The 19,398-nt window shown below is 52.7% G+C and carries 18 protein-coding genes; all 18 read left to right on the top strand.

All coding sequences use genetic code 11. From position 1 onward, the window contains the following. Positions 1–89 precede the first annotated feature (89 nt). The gene (gene rsmH / locus EDD73_RS11510) at positions 90–629 is read left to right on the top strand and encodes a 16S rRNA (cytosine(1402)-N(4))-methyltransferase RsmH (protein ID WP_131920056.1); all 540 of its coding nucleotides are present in this window, start codon (positions 90–92) and stop codon (positions 627–629) included. 72 nt (positions 630–701) lie between these two features. Then, positions 702–1,217, top strand: a complete 516-nt coding sequence (locus tag EDD73_RS11505) for an FtsB/FtsL family cell division protein (protein ID WP_165876480.1) — start codon at positions 702–704, stop codon at positions 1,215–1,217. A gap of 107 nt (positions 1,218–1,324) precedes the next feature. After that, the gene (locus EDD73_RS11500) at positions 1,325–3,499 is read left to right on the top strand and encodes a stage V sporulation protein D (RefSeq protein ID WP_131920051.1); all 2,175 of its coding nucleotides are present in this window, start codon (positions 1,325–1,327) and stop codon (positions 3,497–3,499) included. A 37-nt stretch (positions 3,500–3,536) separates the two neighbouring features. Further along, positions 3,537–5,015, top strand: coding sequence for a UDP-N-acetylmuramoyl-L-alanyl-D-glutamate--2,6-diaminopimelate ligase (locus EDD73_RS11495; protein WP_131920049.1), 1,479 nt, complete (start codon positions 3,537–3,539; stop codon positions 5,013–5,015). Between the two features lie 133 nt (positions 5,016–5,148). Next, complete coding sequence (mraY, locus tag EDD73_RS11490; RefSeq protein WP_131920047.1) at positions 5,149–6,114, top strand: phospho-N-acetylmuramoyl-pentapeptide-transferase; 966 nt, start codon at positions 5,149–5,151, stop codon at positions 6,112–6,114. A gap of 38 nt (positions 6,115–6,152) precedes the next feature. Then, complete coding sequence (gene murD, locus EDD73_RS11485) at positions 6,153–7,526, top strand: UDP-N-acetylmuramoyl-L-alanine--D-glutamate ligase (protein WP_131920045.1); 1,374 nt, start codon at positions 6,153–6,155, stop codon at positions 7,524–7,526. 32 nt (positions 7,527–7,558) lie between these two features. Continuing rightward, positions 7,559–8,659 carry a putative lipid II flippase FtsW gene (ftsW, locus tag EDD73_RS11480; protein WP_131920042.1) on the top strand — a complete coding sequence of 367 codons (1,101 nt, stop codon included), beginning with the start codon at positions 7,559–7,561 and terminating at the stop codon, positions 8,657–8,659. 15 nt (positions 8,660–8,674) lie between these two features. Further along, a complete protein-coding gene (gene murG, locus EDD73_RS11475; RefSeq protein ID WP_131920067.1) occupies positions 8,675–9,796 on the top strand; it encodes an undecaprenyldiphospho-muramoylpentapeptide beta-N-acetylglucosaminyltransferase in 1,122 nt (373 codons plus the stop codon). Between the two features lie 125 nt (positions 9,797–9,921). Beyond that, positions 9,922–11,316: a UDP-N-acetylmuramate--L-alanine ligase gene (gene murC / locus EDD73_RS11470; RefSeq protein WP_131920040.1), complete on the top strand. Its 1,395-nt coding sequence runs from the start codon at positions 9,922–9,924 to the stop codon at positions 11,314–11,316. A gap of 2 nt (positions 11,317–11,318) precedes the next feature. Further along, positions 11,319–12,230: a UDP-N-acetylmuramate dehydrogenase gene (gene murB / locus EDD73_RS11465; RefSeq protein ID WP_131920038.1), complete on the top strand. Its 912-nt coding sequence runs from the start codon at positions 11,319–11,321 to the stop codon at positions 12,228–12,230. Next, entirely contained in the window at positions 12,230–13,495 is a 1,266-nt protein-coding gene (gene murA, locus EDD73_RS11460; protein ID WP_131920036.1) for a UDP-N-acetylglucosamine 1-carboxyvinyltransferase, read from the top strand. Before murB ends, murA begins: the two co-directional genes overlap by 1 nt. A 121-nt stretch (positions 13,496–13,616) precedes the next feature. Further along, a complete protein-coding gene (locus tag EDD73_RS11455; protein WP_165876479.1) occupies positions 13,617–14,336 on the top strand; it encodes a cell division protein FtsQ/DivIB in 720 nt (239 codons plus the stop codon). Positions 14,337–14,528: 192 nt separating this feature from the next. Further along, the gene (gene ftsZ, locus EDD73_RS11450; RefSeq protein ID WP_131920032.1) at positions 14,529–15,764 is read left to right on the top strand and encodes a cell division protein FtsZ; all 1,236 of its coding nucleotides are present in this window, start codon (positions 14,529–14,531) and stop codon (positions 15,762–15,764) included. A gap of 132 nt (positions 15,765–15,896) precedes the next feature. After that, positions 15,897–16,715 (top strand): sigma-E processing peptidase SpoIIGA, encoded by an 819-nt coding sequence (locus EDD73_RS11445; protein ID WP_165876478.1) that lies wholly within the window; start codon positions 15,897–15,899, stop codon positions 16,713–16,715. A 62-nt stretch (positions 16,716–16,777) separates the two neighbouring features. Continuing rightward, positions 16,778–17,473, top strand: coding sequence for an RNA polymerase sporulation sigma factor SigE (gene sigE / locus EDD73_RS11440; RefSeq protein ID WP_243116902.1), 696 nt, complete (start codon positions 16,778–16,780; stop codon positions 17,471–17,473). A gap of 88 nt (positions 17,474–17,561) precedes the next feature. Then, complete coding sequence (sigG, locus tag EDD73_RS11435) at positions 17,562–18,335, top strand: RNA polymerase sporulation sigma factor SigG (protein ID WP_131920028.1); 774 nt, start codon at positions 17,562–17,564, stop codon at positions 18,333–18,335. Between the two features lie 84 nt (positions 18,336–18,419). Continuing rightward, entirely contained in the window at positions 18,420–18,710 is a 291-nt protein-coding gene (locus EDD73_RS11430) for a YlmC/YmxH family sporulation protein (protein WP_131920026.1), read from the top strand. A gap of 218 nt (positions 18,711–18,928) precedes the next feature. Then, entirely contained in the window at positions 18,929–19,387 is a 459-nt protein-coding gene (gene nrdR / locus EDD73_RS11425) for a transcriptional regulator NrdR (protein ID WP_131920024.1), read from the top strand. Positions 19,388–19,398 lie beyond the last annotated feature (11 nt).

Raw genomic sequence — 19,398 nt, 5'->3', positions numbered from 1 at the left:
TCTTCATTTGATTCGACAAGCGAAGCCAAAATACCTTTAAATGGCACAAAATACCATTGAATACTGAGTTTTATGAATCGACCCTTGGGATGCGGAGGTTTTTAGACAGACTCTATCCGGAAGCGGAAATTGCCCGGATCTTGTGGGAATACGGTGAAGAGCGCTGGGGCAAACGGATCGCCCAATTTATTGTGCAACGGCGCCAAGCGTCACCGTTACAAAGAACGGATGAGTTGGTCGATGTGATTCGTGCGGCTATTCCGCAAGGAGCACGGCAAGAGGGCGGACACCCGGCCAAGCGAACTTTTCAAGCATTGCGCATTGCTGTGAATGACGAGCTGGGCGCACTGCAGGAGGTCTTGCCTGATGCGCTCGATGTGCTGGCTCCGGGGGGACGTCTTGTCATCATCAGTTTTCATTCGCTGGAAGATCGGATGGTCAAGCAGTTTTTCGCCGATGCAGCTAAGGGATGCATTTGCCCACCGGCCATGCCGGTTTGCGGTTGTGGTCGAAAAGCGCAGGTCAAGGTCTTGACACGTAAGCCCGTTGTTTGTTCGGCCGAGGAAGCGGAAGCCAATCCACGGGCGCTAAGTGCTAAGTTACGGGCGGCCCTTCGCGTACCGGAGTGATCACGAGGTGGGCGATAAGAATTCCTTTGTTTTGTCGGCGCTAGTTCTTGATACCGGAGAGGGTGAATACCATTGAATCAAGCGACTGCTCGTGTACTTCACGATCAGGTGCAGCCTGGAAATACAAAAAAGCCAGGTCAGTTATATGTGATTCGTCGACGGCGTGTCAGCCGCCGCCGCCATCGTCAACTGGCTTTCGGCGCATTGCTCTTGCTTTGTTGTGGTGTGTTGATCGCGGTGCAGTACTCATCACTGGCTCATGCAGGTAAGAATGTGCAGGAACTGCGCAAATCGTTAGAAAAAGAGCAAAAGGCGATTGATTACCTGCATGTGGAAATTAACCAGTTGCAATCGTTAGAGCGCATTGAGCAAGTTGCCACAACGCGTTTGGGGATGCACCATGTCCAACAGGCACGTTCGGTTCCCATGCAGCCACGGGTCACCATACCAACCTTGGCCGGAACAACGGTGACAGCACCGGTAATGGAGGAAAGCCAACCGCCGGTCGTCGGTGCTCATCCCATGGTCGCTTCGGTGACGCGGTTTTTCAGCCAGGTAGGCGCTTGGTTTCAGCAAGATCCTTCGTAAGATGCTTGTCATCACTGGCAGCGAAACCTATAATGGTTGAAGGATTTCTGGGTAATGCCTGTGGGGAATTGAGAGGGGTTACTTTTTGGGGGTAAGGGGAGGATTGCGTGTTTGCCACGCCGGTTCAGGTACGCAAGCGCTCCGCGACAGTGTTTCTACTCTTTGGTGCTCTTTTGACCATCCTGCTGTTCCGACTGCTTTGGGTACAGGTGGTTAATGGAGCTTTTTATGCGTCAAAGGCAGAAAATATGCGAATGCGTGAGTTAGTGGTGGAAGCAAAGCGCGGCACGATATATGACCGCAATATGCATTCTTTGGCGGTGTCGATCAGTGTTGATTCGGTCGTTGCCAATCCTTCCGAAGTGATGCGGGGGGAGCGGGAAGCACCGGGGCGGGCACGTGAGACGGCAGCAGTGCTGGCGCAGTTCTTGGAGATGGATCCGGAGAAGGTTTATGGGCTGATCACCAAGGAAAATGTGAGCTTTGTTTATGTAAAACGTAAAGTTGACCCCGATAAAATCACGAATCTGCGCAATTATGTGCAGGAGAAAAACCTCAAGATGCCGGGCATCAGCTATGTGCCTGAAAGCAAGCGTTATTATGAAAAAGGCAAGCTGGCTGCCCACGTGCTTGGCGTTACCGATACGGATGCCCGCGGTTTGGAAGGGCTAGAATTTATTTTTGATCAGCAACTTAAGGGGATTCCGGGGCGCCTGGTCTCGGAGTATGACGGGCAGAACCGGCAGTTACCGCAAGCTGAACATGCCTTTATTCGCCCGACGGATGGACGCGGTTTGGTTTTGACGATCGATGAGACCGTTCAGTATATCGTGGAACGGGAATTGGATAAACTGGAACGTGAACGCAAACCCAAAGGTGCAACGATTATCGTCATGGAGGTCAAAACGGGCCGTATTTTGGCCTTGGGGAACCGCCCCACTTTTGACCCCAATGATCGCACGAATTTTAGCGATGCTGCTCGGCGTAACCGGGCGATTAGCGATGTCTATGAACCGGGTTCAACCTTTAAGATTGTGACGGCTTCCGCAGCGCTGGAGGAAGGAACCGTCAAGAACAGTGATCGCTTTTTTGATCCCGGCTATGCCAAGGTCGGCGATCGCCGGGTCCGGTGCTGGAAAGATGGCGGCCATGGCGATCAGACCTTTGAAGAAGTGGTCCAAAATTCCTGCAACCCTGGATTTATCGCCATTGGGTTGAACCTTGGTGCGGAAAAGTTTTATCGTTATTTAAAAGCTTTTGGTTTTGGGCAACCGACCGGCATTAGTCTAAATGGTGAAGCGACGGGGATTTTGGTGCCCCAAGCGAACGTAAAACCGATCGATCTGGCGACCATGTCGATTGGGCAGGCCAATGCGGTGACACCGATTCAATTGATCACGGCCGTCTCGGCGGTGGCCAACGGCGGTAAGTTGATGAAACCGCAGTTGGTGGAAAAAGTACTCGATGCGCAAGGTGGGGTACTCAAAAGCTATGCGCCGGAAATTATCCGTCAAGTGATTTCACAAGAAACAGCACAGCATTTAAATTTGATTTTAGAATCAGTCGTATCCAAAGGCACCGGGAAGAATGCTTACATTGACGGACAGCGGGTGGGCGGCAAAACCGGTACAGCGCAAAAGATCAAGTCCGGCGGCGGTTATATGGAAGGGGAATATGTGGCTTCCTTTGTCGGGTTGGCCCCGGCCAATGATCCCGTCGTCGCTTGTTTGGTTGTCGTTGATGCGCCGCAAGGAGAACCGCATTTTGGCGGTTTGGTGGCTGCACCGATTTTCAAGTTAGTCATGACCGATGTATTGCGTCATTTAGGGATTCAACCGCAGGCCGAACATCAGGAAACACCGGCGGCAGGTGATACGGTGGAAGAAGTTATCGTTCCGTCAGTAACCGGCTTGTCGCTCCTGGAAGCGCAGGATCAATTAGGCCGCGTCCGCTTAGCTGCGGCCACAGAGGGCTTTGGAACTAAGGTCGTTCGCCAGCAACCGGAACCTGGTGAAAAGTTAGCCATCAGCACAGCCGTGATTTTGTACTTAGGCGACGATCCCAAGGCTGCACCGGTGATTGCCGGAGCGTCGGCGGTTTGCCCCGACGTTCGAGGCAAAGGAATTCGCCAGGCCGGAGAGCTTCTGGCTCAGGCTGGTTTGTCCTTTGAGCCGGTGGGTTCAGGGTTGGCGCACAAACAAAGTGTGCAGCCCGGTCAGGCCGTACCGCGCGGAACCGTTGTGCAAGTCGAATTTGCACCTTTGCCTGAGGAAGGGCCGTAAGGGTTTCCTGCGAGTGATTCGGGGAGGGAAAAACGTTTTGAAACTTGAGGAGATCTTGGCTGAGGTACCCGTGCAAAGCTGGAGTCAGAATGGCCAGCCCGCGATGGAGATCGCGGGCTTGGCTTATGATTCCCGGCAGGTGGCGCCGGGCTTTCTCTTTTTTTGTGTTCCCGGTCATCAGGCTGATGGCCATAATTTTGCGCAGCAAGCTGTCGCCAAGGGGGCGGCAGCACTGGTCGTCGAACGGTTCTTACCGCTCGATGTGCCGCAAATTCTCGTCGATTCGGCACGAAGTGCCTTAGCGCAGGCGGCCAGTTGTTTCTATGGTCATCCGTCGCGCCATCTTTGGATGATTGGCGTAACAGGTACGAACGGGAAAACAACAACAACCCACTTGATCGAAGCTGTTTTGCGCCGTCACGGTAAAAAAGTAGGCTTGATCGGCACCATCGGCAATCGCTTAGGCGATCAGGTGTGGCCGGCAGCCCATACAACGCCGGAATCGTTAGATTTGCAAGCACTCCTGGCAACGATGCGCGCCGCCGGGGCTGATGCGGTGGTGATGGAAGTCTCATCGCATGCCCTGGAATTGGGTCGTGTTGCCGGAGTCGACTTTGATGTGGCTGTGTTTACGAACTTGACGCAGGATCACCTGGATTTCCATCACACTCTGGAAAACTACCGCCAGGCCAAGGGCCGCTTGTTTCAACAGCTTTCGGCCGGCAACAATGCGAAATTTGCCGTGATCAACGCCGATGATCCGGAAGCGTCGTATTTCATCAATACTTCGGCGGTGCAAGTATTGACCTATGGCAGTGCACAGGCGGCCGATGTTCACGGACGAGATGTGGAAGTAACGCCTCGGGGTGCTGCTTGCCAGGTCGATTACCCGGGGGGAACGGCAACGTTGCAGTTGGCCCTGACGGGTCACTTTAATATTGCCAATGCCTTGGCGGCATTTACGGTCGGGGTGGCGTCGGGTGTCCCCAGCGAAACGATGGTAGCGGCATTGGCGCAGGTCCGGGGCGTGCCGGGGCGCTTTGAACCGGTAGGGGGAAATCAGCCCTTCAGCGTGATTGTTGATTACGCCCATACGCCCGATGGATTGGAAAATGTTTTGAAAACAGCGCGGGCCATCACAGCCGGACGGATCATCACTGTCTTTGGCTGCGGTGGCGATCGTGATCGGACCAAACGCCCCCTCATGGGCCGCGAGGTAGCCCGCTGGAGTGATTGGGCGATGGTTACTTCCGACAATCCTCGTACGGAAGCACCGCTGGCGATCATTGACGATATCTTGCCCGGTGTTCGTTCGGTGGAGGGAGTCCAATATCGCGTGGAACCGGATCGACGGCAAGCGATTGCCATGGCGCTGCAGGAAGCGCAGGCCGGTGATTTGGTGTTGATTGCCGGCAAGGGCCATGAGACCTATCAAATCATTGGCCGGGAAGTGCATGATTTTGATGACCGGCAAGTTGCGCAATCCGAGTTAGCAAAGCTCGGTTACGGTCCATGATCCGGCGATGATCCCTGGCGGTTAAATGACTCGTTTTATTACCACTTGGCCAAAATATGGTAGTCAGGTCTGTGATGGGTGATCGGTCTGCTGGCCGGGAAGTAGGGGTAAAGTTGGAAGGGAAAGAGTAACGATGCAAGCCATTATCTACGCGTTTATTATTGCCGGTGCATTGGGACTGATCACTGGGCCCTGGTTAATTCCGCTATTGCGGCGATTGAAATTTGGCCAACACATTCGTGATGATGGTCCACAGGCGCATTTGCAAAAAGCCGGAACGCCGACGATGGGAGGAATTCTGTTTTTGTTGGCCATTCCGGCGGGGGCGCTTTTGGCACAGGGATTTTCCCTCACGATGGCGATGCTGCTTTTAGGAACACTGGGCTTTGGATTGATTGGGTTCCTTGATGATTTTATTAAAGTTGTACTCAAACGTTCTCTTGGGTTGCGGGCGTGGCAAAAAATCGTTGCCCAGACGGTGGTAGCGGTGTTGTTGATCTATGGGATTGTCGTTGGTTTGGATCGGGGAACGCTGGTCTACATACCCTTGATGAATACTTGGTGGGATGCCGGTTGGCTTTACTATGGGTTGGCCATGTTGGTCATTGTCGGTACGACGAATGCCGTGAATCTCGCTGATGGGTTAGATGGACTGGCGGCAGGTATGACCTTTTGGGTAGCCCTGGCTTTTTTAGTGATCGCTGTAGCTGAAAACACCATGACTACCGCTGTCTTTGCGGCGGCACTGGCCGGCGGTTGTATTGGATTTCTCTTCTTTAATCGTCATCCTGCTCGTATGTTTATGGGAGATACAGGTTCTCTGGCGCTGGGCGGAGCGGTGGCCACGCTGGCCATGTTGACGCGAACGGAATTGATTTTGCCGGTGTTAGGTGCTGTGTTTGTAGCGGAAACTCTGTCGGTCATTCTGCAGGTGCTTTCGTTTAAACTGACGGGCAAGCGAATTTTTCGGATGAGTCCCTTGCACCATCACTTTGAGTTGTCCGGTTGGCGTGAGGAGACGGTGGTTTACTCTTTTTGGGCGGCATCGCTGGTGGCCGCTTCCATTGGTACGATGTTGGCTTTTCAAATTCGCTTTTAGCTGTAGCAAGGAAACGCTGTTGAGGGGAATGGTGCAGGGTGAACCGAAAAGAGCAAAAGGTATTGGTCGTTGGTGCGGGGAAAAGTGGGATCGCTGCTGCTCGTGCCCTGGCTGAACAAGGCGCAGCCGTGACCTTGTGTGATCAAAAGCCGCTGGAACAGTGGGCAACGTCACTTGATCTGGCGGAGAAAGGGGTAACGCTTTACGGTGGCGGATACCCGGAACTGGCCCGGTCGGGTTTTGCCGAAGTGGTCTTAAGTCCCGGTGTGTCTATTCTCGGTTCGCTGGCCCAGGAAGCAGCGCAACTGGGAATTAAGGTAACGGGAGAATTGGAATTGGCCTTTTCGCTGAGCCATGAGCCGTGGATCGCCATTACGGGAACGAACGGTAAAACGACGACGACATCGCTGGTCGGAGCGATTTTGGCGGAGGCCGGCTGGCAGCCTTTGGTGGGCGGCAATATTGGGCAACCACTGATTGAAGAAGTACAATTGCCGGGGAAATACAAAAGTGTTGTTGCTGAAGTTTCCTCCTTTCAACTGGAGACGGTCGAGCGCTTTCAGCCTCGGGTGGCGATGATCTTGAACATTACGCCCGATCATCTGGATCGCCATGGAACGATGGAAAATTACCGGGCTATGAAAGCACGGATTTTTGCCCGTCAGCAACCATCGGACATAACCGTGCTTAATGCTGATGATCCGCTGGTGGCGTCGCTGGCCTCTGACTGCCCTGGCAAAGTGCTTTTGTTTAGCCGTCTGGGAGAGGTAGCGGTCGGCGCTTTTGTACGGGAGGGCTGGATCGTTTTTCGTGATGACCAGGGCGAACGACCGGTGGTCTCCATTGATGAACTGCAGATCAAAGGCGCTCATAATGTGGAAAATGCGCTGGCCGCTTGTGCTGGTTCGATGGCCTTGGGTGTTGCGGCGGACGTTGTCGGTAGGTCCATGCAAGCATTTCAACCGGTGGAACACCGGATGGAGCCGGTGGCTACCGTTGACGGTGTGCTTTATGTAAATGATTCCAAAGGGACGAACCCCGATGCAACGATCAAGGCGATTGAGTCATACCGGCAGCCCGTTGTCTTGATCGCTGGCGGCAAGAATAAAGGCAGCGATTTTGCTGATCTGGCCCAGGTTGTCGCCCAACGTGTAAAATGGCTGGTGCTGGTCGGGCAGGCCGCCGATCTGATCGAAGCGGCGGTACGGGCAACGGGTTTTGACCGGATTACGCGGGTCGCTACCTATCCGGAGGCCGTCAAGGCGGCGCAAGCCCAAGCCACCTTGGGCGATGTGGTCTTATTGAGCCCTGCTTGCGCCAGTATGGATATGTTTCGGAATTATGAAGAACGTGGTCAGGTTTTCAAGCAATTGGTTTGCAGTTTACCTGCAGGAAAGGTACTTGCGCATTGATCTGACCGGTATGGGCTTAAGGGGGTAGACAGATGCGTCTCAAGCGTAAATCGCCCGATGTGACGATCTTACTGGCGGTCGTACTGCTTTTGATGATCGGACTGCTCATGGTGATGAGTGCCAGTTCGGTTCGTGCCTCCTATGAGTATGAGGATCCTTTTTTCTTTTTCAAGCGGCAGATGATGTTTGCCGTCATGGGACTTGCCGTACTTGTGGTCTTGATGCGTTTTGACTATCGTCGCTTGTCGCCGATTGCCAATGGTTTTTTGATCGTCAGTTTGATCTTGTTGTTGGCCCTGTTTATTCCCGGTGTCGGGAAAAAGGTATTGGGATCGACGCGTTGGTTGAATCTTGGCCCGGCGTCGTTTCAACCTTCCGAACTGGTCAAGTTAGCGGTGATCTTCTTTTTGGCCAAAGCACTTTCCCGTGATCAGCATCAATTGCTCGATTTGTTCAAGGGGTTAGGGCCGTACTTAGCGTTGATGGGGTTCATCGGGCTGGTGTTGGTGGTGCAAAAGGATCTCGGCACAGCGCTGGCGATTTGTGGGACGATGTTCTTGATGCTTTTTGTGGCCGGTGCACGGACCAAGCACATGGGGTGGCTTTTCGGGGCGGGCGTTGGCCTCGTCGCGCTGGCTGCTTATATTGAGCCCTATCGCATGCGGCGGATTACGGGTTTTCTTGATCCCGAGGCGGATCCGCAAGGTGCAGGGTATCAACTCTTGCAATCGCTCTATGCGTTGGGCGGAGGGGGTCTCTTTGGTTCGGGACTTGGCCAAAGCAAGCAAAAGTTTTTTTACCTTCCTGAGCATCATACCGATTTTATTTTTGCGATTTTAGGTGAGGAATTCGGGACGCTCGGAGCGGCCGTGGTGATCGCTTTGTTTTTTCTGTTGATCTGGCGGGGTATTCGTGTGGGTGTGACTTGTCCCGATGCCTTTGGCAGTTTATTAGCGGTGGGGCTAACGGCGCAAGTGGGGCTGCAAGCGGTGATCAATATGGGTGTAGTCACGGGGCTTTTACCGGTTACGGGGATTACGTTGCCCTTTTTATCGTATGGCGGTTCGTCGCTGGTGTTTACGCTGGCGGGAATTGGTTTGCTGCTCAGTGTATCGCGATATTCACCACGATGAAGGAGGTCGAAGATGATGAGGCAGCCCAAGGTAAAGACCTTTGTCATTACCGGGGGAGGGACCGGTGGACATATTTATCCCGCACTGGCCATTGCCCGCGGTTTGACGGAGCGTTACCCTGGTTGCCGGATTGAATACGTCGGTGGGTATCACGGCCTGGAAACTTCCATTGTGCCCCGCGCGGGGTTACCCTTGACGAAGATTCATTGTCGCGGCTTAGAGCGTCGCATCAGTTGGCAAGCGGTGCGTGCGCTCGGCGAAACGGCCTGGGGGTTATCGGAAGCGCTGTGGTTGTTACGTCGCCGCCGTCCCGATCTGGTGATCGGTACCGGCGGTTTTGTCGCGCTGCCGGTGGTGATGGCGGCGACGATGCTTGGCATTCCGGCGGTGATTCATGAACAAAATGCCTATCCCGGTATCACCAACCGTCTGCTGGCTTCGCGCGTTGCGCTGGTCATGCTGACTTTTGCCGAAGCGGCCAAACGGCTGAAGGCGCGGCGGACGGTGCTGACGGGGCTGCCGGTGCGAACGGAGATCATGACGGCCGAACGCCAGGCCGGTCGTCGTTTTTTTCAGTTACCGGAAAAGGGCCAGGTGATCTTGACGGTCGGCGGCAGTCGTGGCGCTCAGCGGCTGAATGAGGCCATGCCTGTAGTTGCGCAGGCACTGGCTTCTTTGCCTGATGCGTACCTTGTGCATGTGACCGGTGAACCGCACTTGGCCTCTGTTCAAGCAGCCTACCGGCAGGTAGGTATGGATGAAAGCCGCCTGCGGATCTTGCCGTACCTGGAGCGGATGGAACAAGCGCTGGCTGCTTGCGACCTATGCATCGGCCGGGCAGGCGCTGCTTTTTTGGCAGAGCTAACGGTACGTGGGTTGCCTTCGATTTTGATTCCCTATCCCTTTGCTGCCGAAAATCATCAAGAAGCCAATGCTCGGAGTTTGGTCGACGCCGGGGCGGCTCGGATGATCGTCGATCGCGAATTGACCGGTGAAACGTTGACGCCGCTGGTGCTGGAACTCTTGCGCGAACCGGCGACGTTAACGGCGATGGGGCAGGCGGCATTGACGCTGGGGAAACCAACGGCGTTAACGAGTATCATTGATGAAATTGATCAGCTGCTGCAAAAGGGCTGATCTTTTCTTGGATTCATGAGGGGACAAGCTGAGGAGCAGGATGCGGGCAACTGCATACTATGTAACATTCTCAGCCGAACAAGTTGCGCCATCAGTGCAACTTGGGAAAGGAGCTGAATTCAGCATTGAAAATTGAAAAAGATCGAGTGCATTTTCTGGGTATCGGCGGAACAGGTATGAGCGGTTTAGCCAAGGTACTACTGGAACAAGGTTGTCCCGTCAGTGGCTCTGATTTAGCCGATTCGAAAACAACGCGTCGGCTTGTACGGTTAGGGGCACAGGTGTTTCAAGGTCACGAAGCAGCGAATCTGGCTGATGATGTAGCTACGGTAGTCGTCTCTACGGCGGTTCGGGCCGATAACCCGGAACTGGTGGCAGCTCGTGAGCGAGGTCTGGAAATATTGCACCGGGCTGATTTGTTAGCACGGTTGATGGCGATGAAAAAAGGCATCGCTGTAGCCGGTGCCCATGGCAAAACAACGACCAGTGCGATGATCAGCGTAATTCTTGAGCAAAGCGGCTGGGATCCGGCGATTGTCGTTGGCGGTGAACTGCAAGAAATTGATGGTAACGGTAAGTGGGGGCAAGGTGACTATTTGGTTGCCGAAGCCGATGAAAGTGACGGCTCCTTTGTGAAACTTCATCCGTGGATGGCGGTGATCACTAATATTGAAGATGATCACTTGGATCATTATCAAACGGTAGCCGCCATTGAGGCAGCTTTTGAACAGTTTACGGATAATGTGGCCAGAGACGGTTGGCTCGTTCTTTGCGACGATGATCCGCGTCTGCGGGAAATGGCCTGCCGGCGATCGTCATCACCGATCATCACCTATGGGCTAAATCCCACGGCCGAGTATCACTGCCGCGATCTTACGGTTACATCGACGGGAACCGCTTTTGAGGTGTATCACCGGGAACGTTGCCTTGGCCGGATCATGCTGCCGGTGCCGGGGCTGCATAATGTGAGCAATGCCTTAGCCGCCATTGCCTGTGCCGATCGGATTGGCCTGGATTTTGCTTTGATCGCCGGTGCGCTGGCTTCTTTCCGCGGTGCCGGACGCCGTTTTCAATGGATCGGTGAAGAACAAGGGGTTCGGGTGGTTGATGATTATGCTCATCATCCGACGGAGGTTAAGGCCACGTTGGCCGCAGCGCGCCAACTGTCTCCACAACGATTAATTTGTGTGTTTCAGCCCCATCGTTATACGCGGACGCAGGCGCAATATATTCCCTTCGGTGCGGCCTTTGATGATGCTGATCTGGTGGTACTTAATGAGATTTACGCTGCCGGTGAAGCGCCGATCCCTGGTGTAGCGGCAGCATTGATTGCTGACGGCATCGGGAATCGTTCTGGAAAAGCGGTACCGGTGATCGCTGATAAGGGAGAGATTGTCGCTTACTTGGCGGGTATTGCTCAACCTGGCGATCTGATCATGACGATGGGAGCCGGCCACATATGGACGGTGGGACCGGATCTGCTGGCCTGTCTGAAGGAGCGCGGCGGCAAGGAGGAATAGTCATGCCGGTCACCGAGGTGCTGAAGGGCTTTCGCGGTCGATGGCGCGAACAGGAACCCCTGGCAGGTCATACAACCTGGCGGATTGGTGGGCCCGCCGATCTTTATGTGCTGCCTCTTGATCGTCAAGATCTGGTGCTGATCGTGCAGAACTGTCTTCGTTGTGGTGTACCTTGGACGGTGCTTGGGGCCGGATCGAATGTACTGATCGCTGATCAGGGGATTCGTGGAGTTGTGATCGGGCTGGCTGATGGCTTTCGCTACAAGCAACGTTCCGGGTATCAGGTGACGGCTGGGGCCGCAGTTGGTCTGCCGGGATTGGCACGCTGGACGGTCTGGCAAGGGCTGGCCGGTTTGGAATTTGCCGCAGGCATTCCAGCCTCCCTTGGTGGAGCTGTAATGATGAACGCGGGAGCCCATGGGGCGGCAGTGGGTGAACGGGTGCTCGCGGTGGAACTGGTCAATGAGCACGGGGCGATAGAAACGGTAGCAGCAGAAGAACTGCAATTTACTTATCGCCATTCCCGTTTGCAAAAGCGTCGATGTATTGTTACGGAAGTACAACTGCAACTGACTGATGGTGTGGTGGCCGATATGGAAGCTGCGATGGCCAAGGCATTGGCCCGGCGTCGGGCAACCCAACCGTTGGAGTGGCCGAATGCGGGAAGTGTGTTTCTGAACCCTCCGGGCGATTCGGCAGGTAGATTGATTGAAGCGGCAGGTTTAAAGGGATACCGGATCGGCGGCGCGGAAGTGTCAAATCGTCATGCTAATTTTATCGTCAATGCCGGTGGCGCTACGGCAACGGATGTGCTGGCATTGATTGCCTTGATCCAACAACGAGTCCTGGCAGCAAGCGGTGTCGAGTTATGCACAGAGATTCAACTCGTCGGTGATACCGGGAGGGCCGAGTGATGGTGGCGGAGTCTTGTATTCGAATCAAGGGGGGCACCCCCTTACGGGGAACGGTGGCAATCAGCGGCGCCAAAAATGCCATATTGCCGATCATGGCGGCGGCGCTGATGTCCAAGGGGCGCTGTGAGCTCCAAGAAGTCCCGCAATTGCAGGATGTTCTGGTTATGTGTGAAGTGTTACGGCATCTGGGTGCAACGGTGACAAGTCAGGGTAATTCACTGGTGATTGATGCCGGGCAAGCGACGACGGCCGAAGTTTCTTCCGATTTGATGCGGCGCATGCGGGCGTCCAATCTGGTCCTGGGCCCCTTGCTGGCGCGCTTTGGCCGGGTCCGTCTTTTTCATCCTGGTGGATGTTCCATCGGCAGCCGGCCCATGGATTTGCATGTAAAAGGCCTGGGCAAAATGGGTGCTGTCTTTGAAGAACGCTTTGGGTACTATCAGGTGGAAGCCACACGACTGCAAGGGGCAGAAATTCACCTTGATTTTCCCAGTGTCGGTGCTACCGAGAATTTGATGATGGCTGCTTGTTTAGCGAAAGGTACCACAGTGATACGCAATGCGGCCAAAGAACCGGAGATTGTGGATCTACAAAACTTTCTGAACAGCATGGGGGCCAAGGTACGGGGGGCCGGGCTGGATGTCATTCGCATCGAAGGTGTTGACGAACTGCATGATTGCCAGCATACGATTATTCCTGATCGAATTGAAGCCGGAACATTTATGATCGGTGCCGCCATGACCGGTGGTGATATTCGGCTGACCAATGTGATCCCTGAGCATTTGGAACCGATCATGGCCAAATTGCGTGAGGTCGGTGTAGGGATTATTGATGAGGGGGACTCGATTCGTGTCTTTGCCCAGCAAGCCCATCAAGCGGTGAACTTGAAAACAATGCCTTATCCTGGCTTTCCGACGGATATGCAACCGCAATTGATGGCTCTGATGACGATCAGCGAAGGCACCAGTATTATTACCGAATCGATCTTTGAGAATCGCTTCAAGCACGTTGATGAATTGCGGCGGATGGGAGCCGATATCCGTTTGGAAGGACGGGTAGCGATTGTCAAAGGTGTGCCCCGGCTCAGTGGTGCTGTGGTGGAGGCGACCGATTTACGGGCAGGAGCGGCCTTGATTTTGGCTGGTTTGTCTGCTGAAAACGGCACGACGGTAGAAAAGATTTTTCATGTGGATCGTGGTTATGAACGGCTGGTTGAAAAATTTTCTTCACTGGGGGCCAAGATTGAACGCATTCCAGGGGGCTAAAAAATATTGATCATTAGGTGAAAGAGGATAATCATAAAAAGAGCAAAGCGATGATGGTCAGGAGCAAGCTTTTTTGTTATAATAACGCTGTTGCATTTTTTCCAACAAAAGGAGAATGATTATGCTACGTCAGCGTGCCAGCAAGTTACTTTTTAGTTTTATCGCCATGGCGCTGGTGGCTACGTATTTTTTTCTTCGTTCCCCCTTCTTTGGAATTACCCATGTGAGTGTGCAAGGTACTTCATTATTGCCGGAAGCGGAGATGGTGCAACTTTCCGGTATTCAATTGGGTGAAAATATTTGGCGTCTTGATGAAAAGCGCGTGGTACAACAGCTTTTGTTTCACCCTCAGGTCGAAGCGATTGCTTTAGAGCGGCAGTGGCCCTCTACGGTAATTCTTCAGATCAAAGAACGTAAACCGGTAGCTGTGGTGCACGGTCCCCGGGGATTTATTCTGGTTGATCATCAGGGTACCTTTTTGCAGACGGTCAATGCCTTAACCGGGATTCCCTTGCCGTTGTTGACGGGGATTCCCGTGTCTTCTCAGGTCGGTCCTGGACAAGCTTTTACCGGTGATGAGATGGCGGCGGCGTTACGGTTCTGTCGCGAGTTCGCGCCGACGTTAATGACGCGGATTGCGGAAGTGCACGTCCGTGAAGGGGGCCGCTTAACCTTATATACTGTGGAAGGAGTCGAAGTTCGCTTCGGCACGCCTGACCAAGTGGCTGCCAAAGGCGATGCGTTGGCTGATATTTTCGCTGAACTCACGCGTGAACAACGATTGGGTAAAATTCGTTATATTGATGTAACGTCCCATACCTCACCGGTTATCAAGCTTTAAGCAAACCACGTACATAAACGCCGTCAGGTTAACGGCGACTCTTTGGGAAGGATTACAGTTCAGAAAAAACGAAAAAGGCAAATAAAATTATCAGACAGCGCTTCTTTTCGGTTATAATCAAGGGTACCAAAAGGATTCAAATGTGGCGATGAAAATACAATAACCCCCAGGCAGTTAAAAGGAGGTCGCCCTGTGTTTGAACTGGATACGGAATTAAACCAATTAGCTGTGATTCGAGTCGTAGGTGTCGGTGGCGGCGGCAATAATGCTGTTAACCGTATGATCGCCCATGGAGTTCGCGGTGTACATTTCATCTCCGTCAATACGGATGCACAGTCGTTGCAGCTTTCCCGGGCTGAGCAAAAGATGCAGATCGGGATGAAACTGACCAAAGGGTTAGGCGCCGGTGCCAATCCTGAGGTTGGCAAAAAAGCAGCGGAAGAAAGCCGCGATGAGTTAACGGCTGCGCTTAAAGGTGCTGATATGGTCTTTGTCACGGCCGGTATGGGCGGTGGAACAGGAACGGGCGCAGCACCGATCGTCGCTGAGGTGGCTAAGGAATTGGGCGCCTTGACTGTGGGCGTGGTAACCCGTCCCTTTACCTTCGAAGGCCGGCGGCGGGCGACGCAAGCTGAAAAAGGGATCCAGGAATTACGCAAGGCTGTGGATACGCTGATCGTTATTCCCAATGATCGGCTTTTACAGGTTGTCGATAAAAATACACCGATGAACGAAGCCTTTAAGCAAGCTGATGATATATTGCGTCAAGGTGTACAAGGTATATCGGACTTGATTGCTGTCCCAGGATTGATCAACTTGGATTTTGCTGACGTCAAGACGATCATGACGGATACGGGCTCGGCCTTAATGGGTGTTGGCGAAGCTTCCGGTGAAACTCGTGTGGTTGATGCGGTGCGCAAAGCGATCTCCAGTCCTCTGCTGGAAACTTCCATCGAAGGCGCTCGCGGTGTCTTGTTGAACATCACCGGTGGTTCCAACTTGGGGATGCTGGAAGTTCATGAGGCCGCCGAAGTGCTCAATGAAGTCGTTGATCCGGAAGCCAACATCATCTTTGGTGCTGTCATTGATGAATCGATGAAAGACAGCGTACGGGTAACGATCATTGCGACTGGATTCGATCAACAGCCGGCGATCGGAGTTGCCGGGCGAGTAGTCAACGTGCCGTCGGAGCGTGTTGTGGCGCAACCGGTGATGCAACCAACGATGCAGCCGGTGATGCAACCAACGATGCAACCGGTAATGCAGCCAACGATGCAACCGGTAATGCAGCCAACGATGCAACCGGCGGTTCAGCCGCAACCGGTTCATCCACCGATGACGGTTGTCGAGCCGACAGCAACAGGCAAACAAAATTCTGCTAATGATGATGTGGATATTCCCCATTTTATTCGCAATCATCGCCGCTAATCTTATGAATATTGGAGAAATACCTGAGGAAATCCTCAGGTATTTTATTTTTTAAACCGGCCATGATGTGACAATATTTGTAAAAGGGCTGCGCTATAATGGTACTTGTTCAAGATGATGGTGGTGAAGTCGATGGAAGATCACGGGGTTGTCTACTGGGATTTAGCTTGGTTAATCAATTTCATCATCGATTTTTTTCTATTATGGTTGACCTCCAGTCTCTTGCGCAGCCCCTGCCTTTATCAACGTTATATGGTAGCGGCAGCAGCAGGGGCGACAGGGTCGCTTCTCTTTTTGTGGTGGCAGCCCCTCTGGTGGATGGCCTGGCTGTATAAGTTATTGCTCAGCGGTGTGCTCGTGTGGATTGCCTTTCCCCACAACCGCCTCCGTCATGGAGGAGTTTTTTATGTCAGTGCTTGGGTAATTGGCGGATTAATGTACGCTTTTGTACCGATTGAAACCGGAAGTACACCCTGGCAGTTTTGGTTATTGCTTTTGCTTGGGGCGCTGATCGCATTTGGCTTTTTACATCTATGGCGCGGTTCGCGGGAAAGGGCCTGCTGGCAAGCACAATTGCTGGTGATGCTGGCCAGCGGTAAGACGGAAATTCCGGCCTTAATTGACAGTGGCAATGGGTTACGGGATCCCTTAACGCGTTCCCCGGTCATCGTTGTGGAGCGGCAGGCGATTGCTCATCTTTTACCGGAAGGTTGGCCGGCAGAAAGAGAGGAAGCGGCACTGGCATTACCGGTGCGTTACATACCTTTTGTTTCATTGGGGCAAAGCCAGGGTGTGATGCCGGGCTTTCGACCGTCCCAGGCGATGGTAAGAATTGCCCAACACCCTTGGAAAGTTTGCACTGATGCTTGGATCGGCGTTACAGATCAGCCTTTAGATCCGAATAAGCAGTATCATGCCTTGGTGCCGGCTGTTTGGACAATGGAAACGTAGGGGGAATGGGTGTGGAATCCTTAGGTTTGGCTGATGGACCGGTGAAAGGATTAAAAGAAAAAGTGGAACGCCGCATCTTATACTGGCTTCAACGGTTGAATTTGGTTTCGGAAGTTCATTATGTAGGATCGAGTGAAGCGTTGCCGCCTCCGTTGACCGTTGCCGAAGAAAGCGATCTGTTGCTTTTACTGGAAAACGGTGACGGTTCGGTCAAGTCCATTTTGATTGAGCGCAACTTGCGGTTAGTCGTATATATTGCCCGCAAATTTGAAAATACAGGGATCGGTATCGAAGATCTGGTTTCGATCGGTACGATCGGTTTAATCAAAGCTGTCAATACCTTTGATCCTTTAAAGAAAATCAAGCTGGCTACCTATGCGTCACGCTGCATTGAGAATGAAATCTTAATGTACTTACGGCGCAACAATAAAACCCGCTCGGAAGTCTCTTTTGATGAACCCCTCAATATTGACTGGGATGGCAATGAATTATTGCTCTCCGATGTGCTGGGGACGGAGAACGATATTATTTATAAATCCATTGAAGGAGAAGTCGACCGCAAATTGCTGCAAGCGGCGATGAGCAAATTAACCACCCGCGAGCGGTGTATCGTGGAATTGCGCTTTGGACTGCGTGATGCTCAGGAAAAAACGCAAAAAGAAGTGGCCGACTTGTTGGGCATCTCGCAATCCTACATTTCACGTCTGGAAAAGCGGATCATCAAGCGGCTGCGCAAGGAATTTCACCGTTTGGAATAAAATTTGATGTCGCGGCAACCCGGTATAACCCGAAAAGACGAAGCCAATACTAGAAGATGTAACTTCGTCACCGTCGGGAGGGTTGCCCATGATGGTCAACAAGGTGGAGATCTGCGGGGTGAATACGGCCAAGCTGCCCGTGCTTACCAATGTGGAGATGCGAACCTTGTTTCAGGCCATGCAAGCAGGTGACACAGCAGCGCGGGAAAAGCTGATTAGCGGCAATCTGCGACTTGTACTTAGTGTCATACAACGCTTTACGAATCGAGGAGAATATGTCGATGACTTGTTCCAAGTCGGTTGTATTGGCTTGATGAAAGCGATCGATAATTTCGATCTTGGTCAGAATGTCAAATTTTCTACCTATGCCGTGCCCATGATCATTGGCGAAATTCGCCGCTATTTACGAGACAATAACCCCATCCGGGTAAGTCGCTCATTGCGTGATATTGCTTATAAAGCATTGCAAATTCGCGACCAACTGGTGAACCGGCTTTCACGGGAACCGTCCGTGGCGGAAATCGCCGAAGCCTTAGGGTTTTCTCGTGAGGAAGTTGTCTTTGCCCTCGATGCGATTCAAGAACCGATTTCCCTGTTCGAACCGATCTACCATGATGGCGGCGATCCGATCTTTGTGATGGATCAAATCGGTGATGAAAAAAACCAAGACGGTCAGTGGCTGGAAGGACTGGCTGTGCGGGAAGCGATGCGCAAACTCAATGACCGGGAGAAACTGATCCTCAATTTACGCTTTTTCGAAGGCAAGACGCAGATGGAAGTGGCCGAGGAGATCGGTATCTCCCAGGCCCAAGTTTCCCGACTCGAAAAAGCGGCTTTGGGCCACATGAAAAAATATGTCTAGATAATCGTGCCAAATGCTGGAGAAATAGTCACAACTACTACCCCTCCTTCATACTATGTAGCATTAGAGGGAGGTGGCCGGCAGGTGATTAAGATTTCCGAACTGCGCATCCGGGATATTGTCAATGTCACTGATGGACGGCGACTCGGTGTGATCAAGGACATTGATATTGACCCGGAACTTGGCAAAGTACGTGCGATCGTTCTGCCAGGCGTAGGACGGTTTATGGGCCTTTTCGGGCGCGGTGATGATGTGATTGTCCCCTGGGACCGGATCAAGAAAATCGGTGTCGATGTAATTTTGGTCGAACTCAATAATTATAATGAATTATCAAGCCATCAAGATGGAAGCGAAAACCTGCCCTTTAACCGCTAAGCGGTTAGGGGGCTTTGCTATTTTATGGCCCTTTTATGGCCCTTTGAAAAAATCGAATCGGACAGGAGAAGGCACAGGAAGAGGGGCGAAAACGCAGGAAACAGGCTAAAATGTCGGCATAGTTTACCTAACATGGGGGAAGAGCGTTTGACCGACCAATATCTAGGGTTGTATAATTTCAAAGCAACTAGATATAGGGTTATGCGGAGGAACGTCAAATGCAGTGCTTTTACTGTGGACATCCCGAGTCAAAAGTGTTAGAGACAAGAGCCGCGGAGGAAGGCCGAACGATTCGGCGGCGTCGGGAGTGTCTCACTTGTAATCGTCGTTTTACTACATTGGAGCGCGTAGAAGAAGCACCGCTGATTGTGCGTAAAAAGGATGGAACGCTGCAAGCTTTTGATCGTCATAAACTGATGTCTGGTCTCGTCAAAGCTTGTGAAAAGCGCCCGATCCCGCTGGAACAATTGGAAGCCTTGGTGACAGCTTTGGAGCGGGATTTGCGTAATCGTTGTGAACGAGAAGTGCCGACGGTGCAGATCGGTGAATTGGTCATGGAGCGATTGCGTGATGTCGACGAGGTAGCTTATGTGCGGTTTGCTTCGGTCTACCGCCAATTTAAAGATATTGGCCGCTTTTTGGAAGAGTTAGAGGGGCTGCTGGCCAGAAAAAACTAGGTCCCCATTCG

This window comes from Heliophilum fasciatum, from assembly GCF_004341395.1.
GTDB classification, from domain to species: domain Bacteria; phylum Bacillota; class Desulfitobacteriia; order Heliobacteriales; family Heliobacteriaceae; genus Heliophilum; species Heliophilum fasciatum.
This window is presented reverse-complemented; position numbering and strand designations above follow the sequence as displayed.

Coding starts and splice junctions, on each gene's coding strand:
- rsmH (WP_131920056.1), top strand. CDS start 90: ATGCGGAGGTTTTTAGACAGACTCTATCCGGAAGCGGAAATTGCCCGG.
- mraY (WP_131920047.1), top strand. CDS start 5,149: ATGCAAGCCATTATCTACGCGTTTATTATTGCCGGTGCATTGGGACTG.
- ftsW (WP_131920042.1), top strand. CDS start 7,559: ATGCGTCTCAAGCGTAAATCGCCCGATGTGACGATCTTACTGGCGGTC.
- murG (WP_131920067.1), top strand. CDS start 8,675: ATGAGGCAGCCCAAGGTAAAGACCTTTGTCATTACCGGGGGAGGGACC.
- murB (WP_131920038.1), top strand. CDS start 11,319: ATGCCGGTCACCGAGGTGCTGAAGGGCTTTCGCGGTCGATGGCGCGAA.
- murA (WP_131920036.1), top strand. CDS start 12,230: ATGGTGGCGGAGTCTTGTATTCGAATCAAGGGGGGCACCCCCTTACGG.
- EDD73_RS11455 (WP_165876479.1), top strand. CDS start 13,617: ATGCTACGTCAGCGTGCCAGCAAGTTACTTTTTAGTTTTATCGCCATG.
- EDD73_RS11445 (WP_165876478.1), top strand. CDS start 15,897: ATGGAAGATCACGGGGTTGTCTACTGGGATTTAGCTTGGTTAATCAAT.
- sigG (WP_131920028.1), top strand. CDS start 17,562: ATGATGGTCAACAAGGTGGAGATCTGCGGGGTGAATACGGCCAAGCTG.
- nrdR (WP_131920024.1), top strand. CDS start 18,929: ATGCAGTGCTTTTACTGTGGACATCCCGAGTCAAAAGTGTTAGAGACA.